The sequence below is a fragment of the Gordonia liuliyuniae genome, assembly GCF_021738805.1.
GTDB classification, from domain to species: domain Bacteria; phylum Actinomycetota; class Actinomycetes; order Mycobacteriales; family Mycobacteriaceae; genus Gordonia; species Gordonia liuliyuniae.
This window is the reverse complement of record NZ_JAKKOR010000005.1, coordinates 93,813-111,146: the sequence shown is the minus strand read 5'-3', so window position 1 is coordinate 111,146 and position 17,334 is coordinate 93,813. Positions and strand designations below refer to the sequence as shown.

The 17,334-nt window shown below is 67.6% G+C and carries 18 protein-coding genes; 17 read left to right on the top strand and 1 reads right to left on the bottom strand.

Annotated features, from left to right (window positions below; genetic code table 11):
- The first annotated feature begins 1 nt into the window (after position 1).
- The 6 genes from L5G33_RS06105 to L5G33_RS06080 all read left to right on the top strand — a co-directional run bounded on the left by L5G33_RS06105 (position 2) and on the right by L5G33_RS06080 (position 5,077).
- Positions 2–1,126: a glycosyltransferase family 4 protein gene (locus L5G33_RS06105; protein ID WP_236997279.1), complete on the top strand. Its 1,125-nt coding sequence runs from the start codon at positions 2–4 to the stop codon at positions 1,124–1,126.
- Between the two features lie 31 nt (positions 1,127–1,157).
- Entirely contained in the window at positions 1,158–1,670 is a 513-nt protein-coding gene (locus L5G33_RS06100) for a LemA family protein (protein WP_236997278.1), read from the top strand.
- A gap of 111 nt (positions 1,671–1,781) precedes the next feature.
- Positions 1,782–2,687, top strand: a complete 906-nt coding sequence (gene pdxS, locus L5G33_RS06095) for a pyridoxal 5'-phosphate synthase lyase subunit PdxS (protein WP_308191540.1) — start codon at positions 1,782–1,784, stop codon at positions 2,685–2,687.
- A gap of 206 nt (positions 2,688–2,893) precedes the next feature.
- On the top strand, positions 2,894–3,679 hold the full coding sequence (locus L5G33_RS06090; RefSeq protein ID WP_236997277.1) for a PP2C family protein-serine/threonine phosphatase: 786 nt from the start codon (positions 2,894–2,896) through the stop codon (positions 3,677–3,679).
- A complete protein-coding gene (locus tag L5G33_RS06085) occupies positions 3,676–4,413 on the top strand; it encodes a hypothetical protein (protein ID WP_236997632.1) in 738 nt (245 codons plus the stop codon). Before L5G33_RS06090 ends, L5G33_RS06085 begins: the two co-directional genes overlap by 4 nt.
- 190 nt (positions 4,414–4,603) lie before the next feature.
- Positions 4,604–5,077, top strand: a complete 474-nt coding sequence (locus L5G33_RS06080; RefSeq protein ID WP_236997276.1) for a helix-turn-helix transcriptional regulator — start codon at positions 4,604–4,606, stop codon at positions 5,075–5,077.
- Positions 5,078–5,083: 6 nt separating this feature from the next.
- Here the strand turns inward: L5G33_RS06080 and L5G33_RS06075 are convergent, their stop codons facing one another.
- A complete protein-coding gene (locus tag L5G33_RS06075; protein WP_236997275.1) occupies positions 5,084–7,042 on the bottom strand; it encodes an acyl-CoA dehydrogenase family protein in 1,959 nt (652 codons plus the stop codon).
- Positions 7,043–7,126: 84 nt separating this feature from the next.
- Here L5G33_RS06075 and L5G33_RS06070 point away from each other — a divergent pair, with 84 nt between their 5' ends.
- The 11 genes from L5G33_RS06070 to L5G33_RS06020 all read left to right on the top strand — a co-directional run bounded on the left by L5G33_RS06070 (position 7,127) and on the right by L5G33_RS06020 (position 17,320).
- Positions 7,127–7,978 carry an acyl-CoA thioesterase gene (locus tag L5G33_RS06070; protein WP_236997274.1) on the top strand — a complete coding sequence of 284 codons (852 nt, stop codon included), beginning with the start codon at positions 7,127–7,129 and terminating at the stop codon, positions 7,976–7,978.
- Between the two features lie 53 nt (positions 7,979–8,031).
- Entirely contained in the window at positions 8,032–8,646 is a 615-nt protein-coding gene (gene pdxT, locus L5G33_RS06065) for a pyridoxal 5'-phosphate synthase glutaminase subunit PdxT (RefSeq protein ID WP_236997273.1), read from the top strand.
- Between the two features lie 64 nt (positions 8,647–8,710).
- A complete protein-coding gene (locus tag L5G33_RS06060; RefSeq protein WP_236997272.1) occupies positions 8,711–9,466 on the top strand; it encodes a YebC/PmpR family DNA-binding transcriptional regulator in 756 nt (251 codons plus the stop codon).
- A 63-nt stretch (positions 9,467–9,529) separates the two neighbouring features.
- Positions 9,530–10,102 carry a crossover junction endodeoxyribonuclease RuvC gene (gene ruvC / locus L5G33_RS06055; RefSeq protein WP_236997271.1) on the top strand — a complete coding sequence of 191 codons (573 nt, stop codon included), beginning with the start codon at positions 9,530–9,532 and terminating at the stop codon, positions 10,100–10,102.
- The gene (ruvA, locus tag L5G33_RS06050; RefSeq protein ID WP_236997270.1) at positions 10,099–10,692 is read left to right on the top strand and encodes a Holliday junction branch migration protein RuvA; all 594 of its coding nucleotides are present in this window, start codon (positions 10,099–10,101) and stop codon (positions 10,690–10,692) included. Before ruvC ends, ruvA begins: the two co-directional genes overlap by 4 nt.
- Positions 10,689–11,762 (top strand): Holliday junction branch migration DNA helicase RuvB, encoded by a 1,074-nt coding sequence (gene ruvB, locus L5G33_RS06045; RefSeq protein ID WP_236997269.1) that lies wholly within the window; start codon positions 10,689–10,691, stop codon positions 11,760–11,762. Before ruvA ends, ruvB begins: the two co-directional genes overlap by 4 nt.
- A gap of 123 nt (positions 11,763–11,885) precedes the next feature.
- Positions 11,886–12,317 carry a preprotein translocase subunit YajC gene (yajC, locus tag L5G33_RS06040; RefSeq protein ID WP_236997268.1) on the top strand — a complete coding sequence of 144 codons (432 nt, stop codon included), beginning with the start codon at positions 11,886–11,888 and terminating at the stop codon, positions 12,315–12,317.
- A gap of 11 nt (positions 12,318–12,328) precedes the next feature.
- Positions 12,329–13,927 carry a protein translocase subunit SecD gene (gene secD, locus L5G33_RS06035; protein WP_236997267.1) on the top strand — a complete coding sequence of 533 codons (1,599 nt, stop codon included), beginning with the start codon at positions 12,329–12,331 and terminating at the stop codon, positions 13,925–13,927.
- On the top strand, positions 13,924–14,970 hold the full coding sequence (secF, locus tag L5G33_RS06030; protein WP_236997266.1) for a protein translocase subunit SecF: 1,047 nt from the start codon (positions 13,924–13,926) through the stop codon (positions 14,968–14,970). Before secD ends, secF begins: the two co-directional genes overlap by 4 nt.
- A complete protein-coding gene (locus L5G33_RS06025) occupies positions 14,967–16,745 on the top strand; it encodes an ABC transporter substrate-binding protein (protein ID WP_236997265.1) in 1,779 nt (592 codons plus the stop codon). Before secF ends, L5G33_RS06025 begins: the two co-directional genes overlap by 4 nt.
- Positions 16,742–17,320 carry an adenine phosphoribosyltransferase gene (locus L5G33_RS06020; RefSeq protein WP_236997264.1) on the top strand — a complete coding sequence of 193 codons (579 nt, stop codon included), beginning with the start codon at positions 16,742–16,744 and terminating at the stop codon, positions 17,318–17,320. The genes L5G33_RS06025 and L5G33_RS06020 overlap by 4 nt, the downstream gene beginning before the upstream one ends.
- Positions 17,321–17,334 lie beyond the last annotated feature (14 nt).

Sequence of the window (17,334 nt, the reverse complement as noted above, 5' to 3'; positions counted from 1 at the left end):
CGTGAAGATCGGCATGATCTGCCCGTACTCGTTCGATGTGCCGGGCGGTGTCCAAGCGCACGTCGTCGAGCTTGCGGAGGTGTTCGTCGGCCGCGGGCACGAGGTGCGTGTGCTCGCGCCCGCCGGCCCCGACGTGGTCCTTCCCGACTACGTCGACTCCGCTGGCCCCGCGCTCGGCATCCCGTACAACGGATCGGTCTCGCGTGTCACGTTCTCGCCCAAGGCCTACCATCGTCTCCGTCGATGGATCGCGACGAACGAGTTCGACGTGCTGCACGTGCACGAGCCGAACTCGCCGAGCCTGTCCATGCTGTCGTTGATGGTCGCCAGCGGGCCCATCGTCACGACGTTCCACACGTCGACGACGAAGTCGATGTGGCTGTCGATCTTCGATTCGGTGCTTCGCCAGTTCCGCGAACGGATCAGCGGCAAGATCGCGGTCTCCGAGCTCGCGAGGCGCTGGCAGATGGAGTCCCTCGGCAACGACGCGGTCGAGATCCCCAACGGTGTCGACGTCGCGGCGTTCACCGAGGCGACTTCGCTGGACGGATATCCGCGGGCCGGCCGCACCGTGATGTTCCTCGGCCGGTTCGACGAGCCGCGCAAGGGCATCGACATCCTGATGCGTGCGTTGCCGAGCATCGTCGAAGAATTCCCCGATGTCCAGGTCCTCGTGGTCGGCGGCGGGAACGAGGCGGCGCTGCGTCGACGCGCGGGCGGTCTGGCCGATCGTCTCCGATTCCTCGGCATGGTCGACGACGAGACGAAGGCGCGCGCGTTGGCGAGCGTCGACGTGTACGTCGCACCGAACCTGGGCGGCGAGAGTTTCGGCATCGTGCTCGTCGAGGCGATGGCCGCAGGTGCCGCGGTCGTGGCGAGCGACCTTGTCGCGTTCTCCCGGGTCCTCGACAGCGGGCAGGCGGGCTGCCTGGTGGCGACGGGGTCGCCGACCGCACTCGCCGACCAGGTCAATTCGCTGCTCGGCGACGACGAGCTGCGCGCGCGATACGTCGCCCGCGGCCGCGAGCGCGCCGACCTCTACGACTGGTCGCGAGTCGCCGACCAGATCCAGAGCGTCTACGACACCGTCACTTACAACGCCGGCCCCGTGGTGGTGTCCGACTGATGCGAACGAATGACGCCGCAGGCGGCACCGCATGACCGCCGCCGCGACCACCGCGACCGTCGTCGGGCTCGCCGTCGGCGTCGGCCTCGTGTGGCTCGTCGTCCTGTCGGCGACCCGAGCGACGAGGATGGACCGTCTGAACATCCGCGTCGATCTCACTCGGCAAGCGCTGTTCGGAGCGTTGGAGCGACGCGCCGTCGTCGCCCGGGCCATCGCCGCAGCCGACCCCGACGCGTCGGGTGCTCGCGACTTGGCGGCCGCGGCCGACGCTGCGGAAGGCGCTGCCCCCGAGGGGCGTGAAACCGCCGAGAACCGCCTGTCGGCCGCCATCGCACACGCCGACCCCGCACGCCGCTCGGCGGCGTTGACGGCCGAGCTCGCCGACGCGCAGACCCGCGTGACGATGGCACGCCGGTTCTACAACGATGCGGTCCGTGACGTTCGTACCCTCCGGAGTCGTCGGATGGTCCGATGGCTGCACCTGGCGGGGCACGCACCGCGCCCGGCCTACTTCGAGATCACCGAGCGGGTGACCAGCGGATGAGCCCGTACGTGGCGTGCATCTCGTAGGAGACGACCCGGCGTTGGACGACGCCGCCTGATCGGGTTTACTTGGACGCGTCAGACCCTCACCTGAGACCAAGGAGCACCGCCCGTGACCACTGATCCGCAGAACTCCCCGGCGACCGGTACCGCCCGTGTCAAGCGCGGCATGGCCGAGATGCTGAAGGGCGGCGTGATCATGGATGTGGTCACGCCCGAGCAGGCCAAGATCGCCGAGGACGCCGGTGCGGTCGCCGTGATGGCACTCGAGCGTGTGCCCGCCGACATCCGCGCTCAGGGCGGCGTGTCGCGCATGAGCGATCCGGACATGATCGACGGGATCATCGACGCTGTGTCGGTCCCGGTTATGGCGAAGGCTCGGATCGGTCACTTCGTGGAGGCGCAGGTCCTGCAGAGTCTCGGTGTCGACTACGTCGACGAGTCCGAAGTGCTGACCCCGGCCGATTTCGAGAATCACATCGACAAATTCGCGTTCACCGTGCCGTTCGTGTGTGGTGCCACCAACCTCGGGGAGGCGCTGCGTCGCATCAACGAGGGCGCGGCGATGATCCGGTCCAAGGGCGAGGCCGGGACCGGTGACGTGTCGAACGCGACGACGCACATGCGTCAGATCCGCCAGCAGATCCGTCGTCTCAGCTCGCTTCCCGAGGATGAGCTGTACGTGGCGGCGAAGGAACTGCAGGCGCCCTACGACCTGGTCGTCGAGGTCGCGAAGGCAGGCAGGCTTCCGGTCACGCTGTTCACCGCGGGCGGTATCGCCACCCCGGCCGACGCGGCGATGATGATGCAACTCGGCGCCGAGGGCGTCTTCGTCGGCTCGGGCATCTTCAAGTCGGGCAACCCGGCTCAGCGTGCCGCCGCGATCGTCAAGGCCACGACGTTCTACGACGACCCCGATGTGCTCGCGAACGTCTCGCGCGGTCTCGGCGAAGCCATGGTCGGCATCAACGTCGACGACCTGCCGCAGCCGCACCGGCTCGCCGAGCGCGGTTGGTGATCGACCCGACGGCGATCGCCGCCGCGATAGGGCGATAGGCGCGCCAGGGGAGTCCTGGCGCCACCGTCCCGATATGATCATGGGCGGTGATCTCGACTACGCTGACGGCACGGCTCGAGCTGTGGCAGTGCGCTGTCCGGCCCGACCGCGTCCGGTCGGCGGAGTCTTTCGACTCATGAGCCAGGGGTACTCAGGGAGAGGTGAGCATGGACGACACCGTCATCTTGCGTGACGAGGCGCGGACCGGACAGGATCGGATCGGCGACGTCACCGTCGACTGGTCGGTGGTCTGCCATGTGGGCCGCGTCCGTGAAGCCAACGAGGATGCCGCACTGGCGCTCCCCGGCTGCTATCTCGTCGCCGACGGCATGGGCGGTCACGACAGCGGCGAACTCGCCAGCGAAGCCGCGCTCCTCACCCTCGCCGACGCTCCGGTTGGCGAAGCCTTCGACGCGACGCGCACCGCCGTCGCCGCACTGCTCGTGCAGGCGCAGGAGAAGATCGGCGCTTTCGGTTCCGAATCCGGGCGACGCGCGGGAACCACGACGACGGGTGTTCTCCTCGCCGAAGGGGAGGACGGCCCGGCGTGGGTCGCGTTCAACATCGGTGACTCGCGTACCTACCTGTACTCCCAGGGCGCGTTGCGACAAGTCAGCGTCGACCACTCCCAGGTGCAGGAACTCGTCGAAGCGGGCTACCTGACACCCGAGCAGGCGCGAGTCGACTCGCGACGCAATGTGATCACGCGCGCACTCGGCGCAGGCATGGCGGAACCGGTCGCCGACTACTTCGCGTTCGCCGCGGTTCCCGGCGACATCGTGCTCCTCTGCTCGGACGGGCTGGACGGCGAACTCGATGACTCCGAGATCGCCTCCGTGGTCGCCGCGGCCGACGGCGACGTCGAACTCGCCGCGGCCGCCCTCGTCGAAGCCGCGCTCGAGAGCGGAGCCCACGACAACGTCACCGTCGCCGCGGTGACCGTGAGCCGATAACGGTGCAGCCCGCGGGCGACGGCACGACGTTTGTCGAGTTCGTCGGCGAGCGCTACCAGGTGGTGCCCGGTCAACCGTTCTACATCGGCCGGGAAGCCACCCTCACCGTCGACGACAATCCGTACCTGCATCGTCGTTTCCTGCTGCTGCACGACGAGAACGGCATGTGGTGGCTGACGAATCTCGGAACCCACCTGTCCGCGACGGTGACTGCCGCCGATCTCGGCTTCTCCGCGACGCTGGGGCCCGGTGCGCGCATGCCTCTCGTGTTCGGTCGGACCAGCATCGTCTTCAGCGCCGGACCCACCACGTACGAGGTCCAGGTTCAGGCAGGCGCGCCCGCGGTCGCCCCACCGGTCGGTACCTCGACGGTCGGCGGCGACACGACGCGCGGCGTCCCCAACTTCACCGAGAGCCAGAAGCTCGCCGTTCTCGTCCTCGCGGAGGCGATCCTCCGCCGCGACGGCACCGGTGCGAGCGCGCTGCCCAGCTCCGCGAAAGCGGCTGCGCGCCTTGGCTGGTCGCTGACGAAGTTCAACCGGAAACTCGACAACGTGTGCGACAAACTCGACCTGATCGGCGTCGCAGGCATGCGGGCCGGCGGCGGTCGTCTCGCGTCGAACCGGAGGCTCAAACTCGTCGAGTACGCGCTGTCGACCGGCCTCGTCAGTCGAGGCGACCTTCCGATGCTCGACGCCGAGCACGTGCGGAATACCCAGCCGCCGAACTCCTGACGCACCGACGCGCCACTCGCCCAGCACCGTTCCTGGGCACGCCGCCGCGTCGAGTCGGTCAAAAACGTAGCGTGACCTGCGTGTATACCATGGGTAGTTCTCCCCATCGCGTTATGGTCGCCGTCACCCTAACGTTCTTCTCATCAGCCCGGTGATCGACCGGTCCCGGGCGCCGAGGAAGGGAAGAAAGATGACCGTCGCCGCGATCCACACCGCCCCCGGATACCAGACCGCAGCCCGCACCGCCGTGTCCGCACCGAACCGTTCGAGTTCGGCAGAGGCGCGTCGCCGTGAAGCACTGGCCCGCCTGAGCGCTCGCGTGATGCCGCTGCCCGGCCGCCCCGTCTACGTCGAAGCGCCGCTGCGCCGTCGCGGCCACCTGGCTCCGGTCACCCTCGCTGCCGCAGCCGTCGTCGAGCCGACCGCCCCCGATCTGCCGCGCCCGACCCTGACCGACCGCGAAGTGGAAGTTCTCCGAACCTGGCTGATGGTCGACTCCAAACCGGCATGCGGCGAAGAACTCCACATCTCGCTGGGCACCGTCAACACCCACCTGACGCGCATTCGCGCGAAGTACGCCGAGATCGGGCGCCCCGCCTCCACGAAGGCCGCGCTCGTCGCCCGCGCCATCCAAGACGACATCATCGACATCGACGAGCTGTGACGCCGGTCAGCCGTGGCGGATCATCGGGACATCGAGTGCGGTGTCGGGGACGCCGAAGGCGTCGACGAGATCAGCAGCGTGCGGTCGCAGAACGCCGCACAATTCGTTGACACCGCGTCGGACGGCCTTGGCCCGCTCCACCGAGACGTGCCGATGCATCAGATACCAGCCGAGATCGTCCTCAACCAGTGAATAGACGAACAGATCGCGGACCCGCTTGAGCAGGGTCCGCGTCTGCTTGTCGGTCACCCTGCCGATCACGTCGACGACGGTCTCCAACACGACCCGCTCGATGTGCGCGTCGCCGACCTTGATCAGATGGTCCTGCGTGCCGGTGAACACTTCTTGGGCGTCCGCGTCCTCGTCTTGAGCCCGGCCCATCCGAGCGGCAGCGGTCCGCAGCAGGTGATCCTCCCTGTTGCGGAGCAGCCGCAGCTGGGTGCCGGGGTGGGTGAGGTCGCTGTTCTCCGGGTCTTCGTCCGAGTCGTCGAGAAGCGTCTGCACCACCTGGCGGGCGGCGGTCTTCTCCAACGCGATGTCCTTTACCGTCGAGGCGACGAACCGGATCCAGCCGACCGCGTCGAGGTCGCTCACATCGCTCGCATACGCAGTGAGGAGCTGTTTGGCGACGAGTTGGCGGAGAATCAGGTTGTCGCCCTCGAACGTCGTGAACACGTCGATGTCGCCGCGCAGACGCGACAGCCGGTTCTCGTCGAGGTACCCGGCGCCGCCGCATGCCTCCCGAGCCTCGGAGATGGCCCGCGACGCCAACTCGGTGTGGCCTGCTTTGATCGCGGCCGCTTTCACCTCGAGCTTGCGGATCTCCTCTGGGTCGGCGTCGGCGGGATCGCCGGACTGCAGTTCGTGGAGTTCGGCGACGACCTCGTTCTGCGCGATGGCGAAGGCGTACGCGCGCGCCACCAGCGGCAGGAGACGCCGCTGATGGGTGCGGTAGTCGAGGAGCACGAGCTCGTCGTCGCTGTCTGGACCGGAGAACTGGCGACGGACCAGTGCGTACTTGACGGCGAGCGTCAATCCGAGGCGGCCCGCTGCTCCCGCAGCGGCGCCCACCGTCACGCGGCCCCGGACAAGCGTCCCGAGCATGGTGAAGAAGCGTCGGTTCACCGACTCGATCGGGCTGGAGTACGTTCCGTCCGCGGCTACGTCGCCGTAGCGATTCAGTAGATCGTCCCGCGGAATCCGCACGTGATCGAACACGATCCGACCGTTGTCGACGCCGGGTAGTCCGCCCTTGTGGCCGCAGTCCGACGTCGTTACTCCCGGCAGGTCGTTACCGTCGGCGTCGCGGATCTGGACGACGAAGCAGTGGACGCCTCGGCCGGTCGGCTCTTCCCCGGGGCCCGCGGTGATCAACTGGGCGAACACCGCGGCATAGCGTGCGTGCTCCGCGGCGCCGCCGATGTAGTCCTTACGGGATCCCGGCGTCGGCGACGTGATCTCGAACTCGTCCGACTCAGGCAGATAGGTCGCGGTGGTCTCCAGCGCCTGCACATTGGAGCCGTGGCCGGTCTCGGTCATCGCGAAACAGCCGAGGACGTCCAGGTCGATGAGCCCGGGCACGTACTTCTCGTGGTGGCGCTCGGTGCCGAGATTCTCGATCGCCCCGCCGAACAGGCCCCACTGCACGCCTGCCTTCACCATCAACGAGAGGTCGCCGTAACCGAGTGTCTCGATAGCGGTGACGGCGGCGCCCACGTCTCCGGTTCCGCCATGCGGCACCGCGAAGCCGTCGGCTGGGAACCCGAGCGGCACCATCGCGGTCATGGCGTCGAGCATGCGAGCGCGATAGTCGGCCATCGACAGCCCCGACATGGGCACGAGGTCAGTCGCCTGGATCTCGTCGCGGACGATGTCACGGGTGTGCGCCCAGCGGCCGTCGAGAACGGCGCGCAACTGTGCGACGGTGTCGGTCGGGGGAGCGGAGACTTCCTCGCGTTCTGCCATACAGATGACACTACCGACGAGTAACGATCTGCGCAGCAGGGCGAACGATGCCGCCGCACATCGCCTGAGGGATAATGCGCAACTGTGGCTGACATCGAAGACATCTTGGCCGTCGAGCGCATCGACGACGACATCTATCGCAGCAGTGTGTTCGCGAGTGCACTACGCCGGACGTTCGGCGGACAGGTCGCCGGGCAGGCGCTCGTCGCGGCGACGCGAACGGTCGGCGCGGAGTTTCGGGTGCACTCCCTGCACGGATATTTTCTGCGTCCTGGCAAGCCCGACCATCCGACCGTCTTCCTCGTCGACCGGATCCGCGACGGTCGCTCGTTCGTGACCCGCCGGGTCAACGGCGTGCAGAACGGCGAGACGATCTTCTCGATGTCCGCGTCTTTCCATGTCGCGAACGACGAGGGGATCGAGCATCAGGACACGATGCCGCCCGCTCCCGATCCGGAGTCGCTGCCGGACGGCAGCGAACTGGAGGGGCCGGCCAAAGCGTTGCGCGCCGAGTGGGAGAACTTCGATGTGCGGGTGGTGCCGGAGGACCAGCTCGTCAAGCACGGCTGGTTCGCCTCGCAGCAGCGCGTGTGGTTCCGCTACCGGAAACCGCTGCCCGACGACCAGCTCCTGCACGTCTGCACGCTGGCTTACATGAGCGATATGACACTCCTCGGCTCGTCGAACGTGGCGCATCCCGGCGTCCGGCTGCAGAGCGCGTCGCTCGACCACGCGATGTGGTTTCTGCGGCCGTTCCGAGCCGACGACTGGTTGCTGTACGACCAGACATCGCCGTCGGCGAGCGGCGCCCGCGCTCTGACACAGGGCCGGATCTACGATCGGGCAGGCCGGATGGTGGCTGCGGTGACCCAGGAGGGGCTGACCAGGACCGGCGTGCCGGAGCAGAAGGCGAGCTTCATGGCGGAACGCGAGTGAGCGCCCAGATGGAGAGACCCCAGAGGGAGAGACCCCAGAGGGAGATACCCCAGATGGAGAAGCCGCTGATCGGCGTCCTCGCGTTGCAGGGCGACGTCCGGGAGCACACCGAAGGACTGATCGCGGCGGGTGCCGACGTCGTCGCGGTGCGCCGGGCGAGCGAGCTCGACCGGGTCGACGGGCTGGTCATTCCCGGCGGCGAGTCGACGACGATGAGTAAACTGCTGGGCGTCTTCGACCTCTACGACCCGCTCGTCGCGCGACTGGGCGACGGGATGCCCGCCTACGGATCGTGCGCGGGGATGATCATGCTCGCGTCGAACATCCTCGACACGCGCGCCGACGCCCGACACCTCGACGCGCTCGACGTCACGGTCCGCCGCAACGCATTCGGCAGGCAGGTCGAATCGTTCGAGACCGATCTGGAGTTCGCGGGCATCACCGACGTGCCCGGCGCCGCCCCGATGCGAGCCGTGTTCATCCGGGCGCCGTGGGTCGAGTCGGTCGGCGACGACGTGCAGGTCCTCGCCACCGTGCCGAGCGGGCCCGCAGCCGGGCGCGTCGTCGCGGTCCGCCAGGCGAACGTGCTGGCCACCTCGTTCCATCCCGAGGTCACCGGGGATCATCGAGTGCACAGGTACTTCGTCGACCTGGTACGTGCAGCGTAGAATTCGACAGTCACTCCGCTCGTCGTGCGACGACGGGCGAGCGTAAACGGAAGGGATCACCACCATGAGCGGCCATTCCAAATGGGCCACCACCAAGCACAAGAAGGCGGTCATCGATGCCAAGCGCGGCAAGATGTTCGCCAAGCTGATCAAGAACATCGAGGTGGCGGCCCGCACGGGTGGTGGTGATCCGGCAGGCAACCCGACGCTCTTCGACGCGATCCAGAAGGCCAAGAAGTCGTCGGTGCCCAACGACAACATCGAGCGGGCTCGTAAGCGCGGCGGCGGCGAAGAGGGCGGCGGCTCCGACTGGCAGACCATCATGTACGAGGGCTACGGTCCGAACGGTGTCGCGGTCCTCATCGAGTGCGTCACCGACAACCGCAATCGTGCGGCAGGCGAGGTCCGCACCGCGATGACCCGCAACGGCGGCAACATGGCCGATCCGGGGTCGGTGTCGTACCTGTTCACCCGCAAGGGCGTCGTGACGCTGGAGAAGGGCGACCAGACCGAGGACGACGTTCTCATGGCAGTCCTCGACGCGGGAGCCGAGGAGGTCACTGATCTGGGTGAGTCCTTCGAGGTCGTCAGTGAACCGGGTGATCTCGTCGCCGTGCGTACCGCGCTGCAGGAGGCGGGCATCGACTACGACTCGGCCGAACCGGATTTCCGCGCATCGGTGGAGGTCGTGGTGGACGCCGAGGGCGCCCGGAAGATGTTCAAGCTCATCGATGCGCTCGAAGACTCCGACGACGTGCAGAACGTCTACAGCAACGTCGACGTGAGCGACGAGGTGCTCGCCGAGCTCGAGGACGACTGATAGGATCTCGAACAAACGTTCGCCGCGTTCGGTGCGGTGCGCTTGTCGGGAGGTCGGTACGCGGTGCGAGTGATGGGTGTGGACCCGGGCCTCACCAGATGCGGTGTCGCACTGGTGGAGTCGGGGAGCGGCCGAAAGGTCACGGCGCTCGACGTCGACGTCGTCCGCACCCCGTCGGACATGGATCTCGCCGAGCGTCTCCTGGCGATTCATCGCGCTGTCGAACAGTGGCTCGACACGCACCGGCCGGACGTCGTCGCGGTCGAGCGAGTGTTCGCGCAACGGCAGGTGAGCACCGCCATGGGGACTGCGCAGGCCGCCGGAGTCGTTGCGCTCGCCGCGGCCGAACGCGGCATCCCGGTGCGCTTCCACACACCGTCCGAGGTGAAGGCGGCCGTCACCGGGTCCGGCCGCGCCGATAAGGCTCAGGTGACCATGATGATCACGCGGATCCTCGGTCTGCAGACGCCGCCGAAGCCCGCGGACGCGGCCGACGCTCTGGCCCTCGCGGTGTGCCACTGCTGGCGCGGCCCGGTCAACGAACGGATGGAGGCGGCGGCGGCGAAGGCCAAGGCCGCCCAAGACCGTCATCGTGCGCGCCTGAAGGCGGCACAGGAGGAGGCTGCAGCGCGATGATCGCGTCCGTGTCCGGCGAGGTCGTCGACATCGCCCTCGACCACGCCGTCGTTGAATGCGCGGGCGTCGGGTACCGCGTCCTCGCGACACCGCCGACGCTGGGAAAGCTGGTGCGCGGCAAGCAGACCCGCTTGCTGACGTCGATGATCGTCCGCGAGGACTCGATGACCCTGTACGGGTTCACCGATCCGGCGGCCCGTGACCTGTTCGGTCTGTTGCAGACGGTCACCGGGGTCGGGCCGCGTCTGGCGATGGCGACGCTGGCCGTCTTGGAACCCGAGAGTCTGCGTCGCGCCCTCGCCGACTCGGACGCGAAAGCGTTGACCGCCGTTCCGGGCATCGGTAAGCGGGTGGCCGAACGTCTCGTTGTCGAACTGCGCGACAAGGTCGACGCAGCGCCGGGCGCGCCGGGGGTTCCGGGAGTGTCCGCGAGCGGTGTGGGCGGGCAGGTCGCCGAGGCCCTCGTCGGGCTCGGGTTCACCGAGAACGCGGCGCAGCAGGCCGTCGCTGCGGTGCTCGCCGACCAGCCGGACGCCGACTCGTCGACACTGTTGCGTAGTGCTCTCGCCGGCCTCGGACCGCGACGATGACCGGAGAGTTCGACGGTTCGGCCGACGACTTCCTGGCGCCGGAGGAGATCCCCGCAGACCGCGACCTCGACGCGAGCCTGCGGCCCAGCAGCCTCGGCGACTTCATCGGCCAGCCGAAGGTCCGCGAACAACTCGAACTTGTGCTGCACGCGGCGCGCGCACGCGGCAGCACGCCCGACCACATCCTGCTGTCCGGCCCTCCCGGATTGGGTAAGACGTCGCTCGCGATGATCATCGCGAGCGAGATGGGTGCGGCCATCCGCATCACGTCCGGCCCGGCGTTGGAGCGGGCGGGCGACCTCGCCGCTATGCTCTCGAACCTCGTCGAGGGCGACGTTCTCTTCATCGACGAGATCCATCGGATCGCCCGACCCGCCGAGGAGATGCTCTATCTGGCGATGGAGGACTTCCGGGTCGACGTCGTCGTCGGCAAGGGGCCCGGCGCGACGTCGATACCACTCGAGGTCGCACCGTTCACACTGGTCGGGGCGACGACCCGGTCGGGAGCACTGACCGGTCCGTTGCGCGACCGTTTCGGCTTCACCGCCCACATGGAGTTCTATGAGCCCGCCGAACTCGTACGCGTCCTGGTGCGATCGGCGAAGATCCTCGGCATCGACCTCGACGCCGCCGCTGCCACCGAAGTCGCGGGACGGTCACGAGGGACGCCCCGGATCACCAACCGCCTGCTGCGGCGCGTCCGCGACTACGCGGAGGTCCGCGGAGACGGCCGGGTCGACGTCGAGACGGCGCAGGCGGCGCTCGCGGTGTACGACGTCGACGAACTCGGGTTGGATCGGCTCGACCGCGCGGTGCTCGGGGCACTGGTTCGCGGATTCGGTGGGGGGCCGGTCGGGGTGTCGACGCTCGCCGTCGCGGTCGGCGAAGAGCCCGCCACGGTCGAGGAGGTGTGCGAGCCGTTCCTGGTCCGGGCGGGCATGATCGCGCGGACACCGCGCGGCCGGGTCGCGACCGGTGCCGCCTGGAACCATCTCGGCCTAGCGGCGCCCCCGGACGCGATCGACCAGGTGCACGGTGTGCGTGCCCGCGAAGAAACCCTCTTCGACTGAACCGATCCGTCGGATTCGTCGCGGTGCGTCGTCGATCGCGAAGTGGTCGATCGCGTGGTGGTCGAGAGTTCATGTGCGTGTGCGCTGCACGGCGCCGGTGGCGGGCCTGGCACACTGGAGGGCATGTCATCCTCATTGATCATCCCGCTGATGCTGGCGGCTATGGCGGTCTTCATGTTCGTGAGTGTCCGCAACCAGAAGAAGCGGGCTGCAGCCGTCGCCGACATGCAGTCGGCCATCGGACCCGGTACCCGCGTTCAACTGCAGTCCGGTCTGTTCGGGGTGGTTGTCGATGCCTCCGACGACACCGTCGTCCAGATCGAGATCGCGCCCGGTGTCGTCACCGAGTGGAACCGCCTGGCCATCCGCGAATCCGTCACGGACACCCCGGAAGACGACGGCGACACGCAGACCTACGACCAGGACGCAGACGACTTCCGGGTCCCGGACAGCCTCGAAGGACTCGACGGCGACCCGACTGATTCCAATCCCGGAAGGCCCAACCTCGACAAGTCGAGTGACGAGTCGGGCGACGACAAGCACGAAGAGAAGTAGGCTGCCGAGACGTGAGCAGTAACAACCCACTCACCGCGCGACGCACTGCGCAGCGAGAGACGTCGCCGTGGGCGCCTCTCCTGGGGTTCATCGGCGTCCTCGCACTGATCTTCGTGCTCGTGTTCGCCACCGGTGATCACAAGGCCGAGCCCAAGCTCGGCATCGATCTGCAGGGCGGCACCCGTGTCGTCCTCACCGCACGCACCGAGAACGGTCAGGCACCCGACAAGACTCAACTCGACCTCGCACGCCAGATCATCGAGCAGCGCGTCAACGGGCTCGGCGTCGGCGGCTCCGAAGTGGTCGTCAACGGCAGCACCCTGGTCATCACGGTCCCCGGCGACGACGGCAAGCAGGCCAGGTCGCTCGGCCAGACCGCGCGACTGTACATCCGGCCGGTTGTCACACAGACGCCCGCGACACCGCAGAAGACCGACCCGAACGCCAAGAAGGTCTCCGAGATGACCTCGGAAGAGCAGACGGCGGCGATCGACGCCGCGCGCAAGGCACGGCAGGCGCCCGCCGGTGCCGACCAGGCCACGATGCAGCGCCTGCAGGCAGAGATGGCGAAGGTCAACTGTTCGCCGGACGCCGTCGACCCGCTCGTCGGCTACGACAAGCCCGACCAGTATCTCGTCGCGTGCGGCGACAAGGATGGGCAGGTGTATCTGCTCGAGCCGATGATCATCAAGGGCACCGACGTCGACAAGGCGAAGGCCCAACAGAACGAGGGCGGCCAATGGGTCGTCGCGGTCGATTACAAGGGCGACGGCAAGGACACGTGGGCCGAATACACCGGGAAGAACGTCGGAAAGGTCACCGCGACCGTCCTGGACACCCAGGTAGTGAGCGCCGCGACCATCAATTCGGCCATCATCGGCACCACCGAGATCTCCGGCGACTTCACCCAGTCCGAGGCCGAAGAACTCGCCAACGCGCTCCAGTACGGTTCGCTGCCGCTGTCGTTCGAGACGTCGGACGCGCAGACCGTGTCAGCGACTCTCGGCCTCACCTCGTTGCGCGCCGGTTTGATCGCGGGCGCCATCGGTCTGCTCGCCGTGCTGCTGTACGCGCTCCTGTATTACCGCATGCTCGGCTTCCTGACATTCCTGTCGTTGATCCTCGCGTCGGCGATGGTCTACGGTCTCATCGTCCTGCTCGGCCGCTGGATCGGATTCACGCTCGACCTGTCGGGCATCGCCGGTCTGATCATCGGCATCGGCATGACCGCCGACTCGTTCGTCGTCTACTTCGAACGAATAAAGGACGAGATGCGTGAAGGCAGATCGTTCCGGTCCGCGGTCAACCGCGGTTGGCAGAGCGCCCGCCGCACCGTCTGGACCGGTAACGCCGTCAGCTTCATCGCCGCGGCCATCATCTACTTCCTCGCGGTCGGCCAGGTCAAGGGCTTCGCGTTCACTCTCGGCCTGACCACCATCATCGACGTCGTGATCGTGTTCTTGGTGACGCATCCGATGGTCGTGTTGGCGAGCCGCACCGACTTCCTGTCCCGTTCGCGCATCAACGGCCTCGGCGCGGTCTCGGAAGTCGCGCGAAGACGTCGCGCCACCGCAGGTAAGCGGTCCGGCGCAGGAGAGGACACGCTGTGAGCGACGAGAAGTCCAGGACGGTCTGGGCCGACGAAGACTACGTCGGGGCGAAGAACCAGTCGTTCCTGTCCCGGCTCTACACCGGTACCGGCGCCTTCGACATCGTCGGCAAACGCAAGATGTGGTACGTGATCTCCGCGGCGATCATGTTGATCTGTCTGCTGTCGATGATCTTCCGCGGGTTCACGCCGGGCATCGACTTCGAGGGCGGCACCCAGGTGTCCCTTCCCGCGTCGGCGTCGGTCACGACCGACGCGGCGAGCGAAGTGTTCGCCAAGACGCTCGGGCAGGAACCGGAGTCGGCGCAGACCGCGGGCTCGGGTGGATCCGCCACGATTCAACTGCGCACCGAGACGCTGTCGTCTCAGGACGCGTCGAAGCTCGCGCATGCGTTCGCCGACGCCTTCAAACCCGATGTGACCGTGGCCGATGTCAGCAGTTCGGACGTGAGTTCCACATGGGGCCAAGAGATCACCCGCAAGATGGTGATCGCGCTCCTTGTGTTCCTGGTGGTCGTCTTCATCTACATCGCGGTCCGTTTCGATCGGGAGATGTCCGCGGCTGCCCTCGTATCGCTGTTATTCGACGTGGTCGCCACCGCGGGCGTGTATTCTCTCGTCGGCTGGGAAGTGACTCCTGCGATGGTCATCGGTCTGCTCACCGTCCTCGGCTTCTCCGTGTACGACACGGTCGTCGTGTTCGACAAGGTCGAGGAGAACACCAGATCGGTCTTCGCGACGTCGCGGCGTACCTTCGCCGAACAGACGAACCTCGCGGTCAACCAGACGTTAATGCGGTCGATCAACACGACAGTCATCTCGGTCCTGCCGATTATCGCATTGATGGTCGTCGCGGTGTGGATGCTCGGCATCGGGACGCTCAAGGACCTGGCGCTGATCCAGTTGGTCGGCGTCGTGGTCGGCACGTACTCGTCGGTGTTCCTCGCGTCGCCGATGCTCGTGTCGCTCAAGGAACGCCGCAAGGACGTCAAACGGCATACGGCCAAGGTGCTCGCTCGCCGAGAGAAGGTGGCGAGCGCATGATCGGTCCGCGGCTGCGAAGGGTCGCAGCGTTCGCCGCGACACTCGCGGCCGCGGGCACGATCCTGGTCGCGTGTGGTGACGACGAGGAGTCGAGCATCGACTACCTGATCGATGCGCGGGTCTCCGATTACAACGTCAACACCCGCGACGGATACGCCGAGGGCGCGTTGATGGCGTTGACCCGTGTGCTGCCCGGCTTCTCGCTCATCGGTCCGGACGGTCAGATCGTCGCCGACCGTGACGTCGGCACCGCGACGCTCACCGAGACGTCGCCGATGACCGTCCGCTACGACTTCAACCCGGACGCCGTCTACTCGGACGGCAAGCCGATGGTGTGCGACGACCTCGTGCTCGCCGCCACCGCGCTCGGGGGCCGGGTTCGCGGCTTCGACGCGGCCACCAACGCCGGCTATCGCGACATCGACAAAGTCGACTGCACGCCCGGCGCGAAGACCGCGACCGTCACCTTTGATAAGGACAGCGAGTTCCGTGAGTGGCGCGGACTGTTCGGCGCGGGCACGCTGCTGCCCGCGCACGTCGTCGGGCGGATCGCAGGTGTGCCGGACGTCGTCGGCACGCTGAACGGCAAGAACAGCGCCGCGATCGCAAAGATCGCGAAGGCGTGGAACACCGGATTCGCGATCGCGCCGGGCGACGAGATCGACCCCGAGACATTCGTGGCGTCCGGGCCGTACCGCGTCGAGGGCTACAGCACCGATCGCGGTCTGCGGCTGGTCGCCAACGACAAGTGGTGGGGGCAGAAGCCGGTGCTCGGCGACGTCACCGTCTGGCCGCTCGGCACCGACGGCAAGACGGCGGTCGACGACGGAGTCGTCGACGTCGCGGACACCGCCGACCTGTCGCTCGCCGACACGGTCGCCGGACGTGATCCGCAAGGCCAAGAAGGGGATACACAAGACGGGGCTACACAAGGCGGGGATGCACAAGAAGGGGATGCGCGAGACGGGGAGGGCGCCGAGACCGATCGCAGTGCTGCACGCGACATCGCGCCGCTCGCCGTGACGAACCTGGTGTTCGCGGACACCGGGGTGACCGCGGACCTGAAGGTCCGGCAGGCGCTGGCCACCTGCATGCCACGTGACCGGCTGGCGCGCGAGCACGGCTCCAATGGCATCGTGTGGAGCCTGCACAGTGCGTCGCCCGCCGACACCCTCGGCCCGTCGTTGAACGTCCAGTTCGGTCGCCGCTACCCGCGGTCGAATGTGGCGCGCGCCCGCACTCTGCTCGAACAGCGGGTCGCGGACGAGAACGGGCGCCGCGCCAAGCCGGTGATCCGGATCGGCTACCCGGCAGGCAGTGCCACGTCTGCCGCCGTCGTGAAGACGATCGCTGACGCTTGTGTCGGTGCGGGCATCACGGTGAAGGACGCGTCGTCACCGGATCTCTCGGTGGCCGGGCTCGGCAAGAAGGTCGACGCGCTGCTCATGTCCGGCGACACGTTCGCCGCGGCGGGCACGTCCAGCGGCATCCCGGCGCTCTACACGCTCTATCCCGGCGATCCTCTCAACCTGTCCGGCTACCGGAACGCCGAGGTCGGGAAGGCGGTCACCGGGCTCTCGGAGACCGCCAGCGACAGTGCGCGCCTGCCGCTCCTACGCACGATCGACACACAGGCGTGGGACCAGCTGCCCACGATCCCGCTCTACGGCAGCGTGCGCGGGCGTGACGCGTCCGCCGCGGTGCAACGCATGGTGCCCGGTATGGGGCGCTCCGGAACCGGATGGAACATGGACCGATGGGGAATGACCCGATGACCGTTGAGGTGGCCGCGAACGGCGTTCAGGATCGGCTCGATCGGGCACGCCGTTCCATCGACGCGCACGCCCGACTCGTTCCGGACTTCCCAGAGCCAGGCGTCGCATTCAAAGACCTGACTCCGGTGCTCGCCGCGCCCGACGGTCTGCGTGCCGTGACAGCGGCGCTCGCCGACGCGTGCGCGGGAGCCGAACTCATCGCGGGCATCGACGCTCGCGGCTTCCTGCTCGGCGGTGCGATCGCCCACCATCTCGGCATCGGCGTCGTCGCGGTTCGCAAGGGTGGCAAACTTCCGCCTCCGGTCATCGGCGTCGATTACGACCTCGAGTACGGCTCGGCCCGACTGGAAGTTCCCGCGTGCGGGATCGAGTTCGCCGGGCGCCGGGTCGCGGTCGTCGACGACGTCCTCGCGACTGGTGGAACTCTGTGCGCCACACTCGATCTCCTCAAACAGGTCGGCGCGAAGGTGTCCGATGTCGCGGTCGTCATGGAGTTGAGTGGATTCCCGGGACGCGCACGACTCGAAGCGGCGGGCGCCGGTCAGGTGCACGTGCACAACCTGTGCGAAGGGTGATGTGAATCACTGTC

What these genes read in the sequence shown, in the direction of transcription:
- L5G33_RS06100 (WP_236997278.1), top strand. Translation starts at nt 1,158, where the DNA reads ATGACCGCCGCCGCGACCACCGCGACCGTCGTCGGGCTCGCCGTCGGC.
- L5G33_RS06090 (WP_236997277.1), top strand. Translation starts at nt 2,894, where the DNA reads ATGGACGACACCGTCATCTTGCGTGACGAGGCGCGGACCGGACAGGAT.
- L5G33_RS06080 (WP_236997276.1), top strand. Translation starts at nt 4,604, where the DNA reads ATGACCGTCGCCGCGATCCACACCGCCCCCGGATACCAGACCGCAGCC.
- L5G33_RS06075 (WP_236997275.1), bottom strand. Translation starts at nt 7,042, where the DNA reads ATGGCAGAACGCGAGGAAGTCTCCGCTCCCCCGACCGACACCGTCGCA.
- pdxT (WP_236997273.1), top strand. Translation starts at nt 8,032, where the DNA reads ATGGAGAAGCCGCTGATCGGCGTCCTCGCGTTGCAGGGCGACGTCCGG.
- L5G33_RS06060 (WP_236997272.1), top strand. Translation starts at nt 8,711, where the DNA reads ATGAGCGGCCATTCCAAATGGGCCACCACCAAGCACAAGAAGGCGGTC.
- ruvA (WP_236997270.1), top strand. Translation starts at nt 10,099, where the DNA reads ATGATCGCGTCCGTGTCCGGCGAGGTCGTCGACATCGCCCTCGACCAC.
- ruvB (WP_236997269.1), top strand. Translation starts at nt 10,689, where the DNA reads ATGACCGGAGAGTTCGACGGTTCGGCCGACGACTTCCTGGCGCCGGAG.
- yajC (WP_236997268.1), top strand. Translation starts at nt 11,886, where the DNA reads ATGTCATCCTCATTGATCATCCCGCTGATGCTGGCGGCTATGGCGGTC.
- L5G33_RS06025 (WP_236997265.1), top strand. Translation starts at nt 14,967, where the DNA reads ATGATCGGTCCGCGGCTGCGAAGGGTCGCAGCGTTCGCCGCGACACTC.
- L5G33_RS06020 (WP_236997264.1), top strand. Translation starts at nt 16,742, where the DNA reads ATGACCGTTGAGGTGGCCGCGAACGGCGTTCAGGATCGGCTCGATCGG.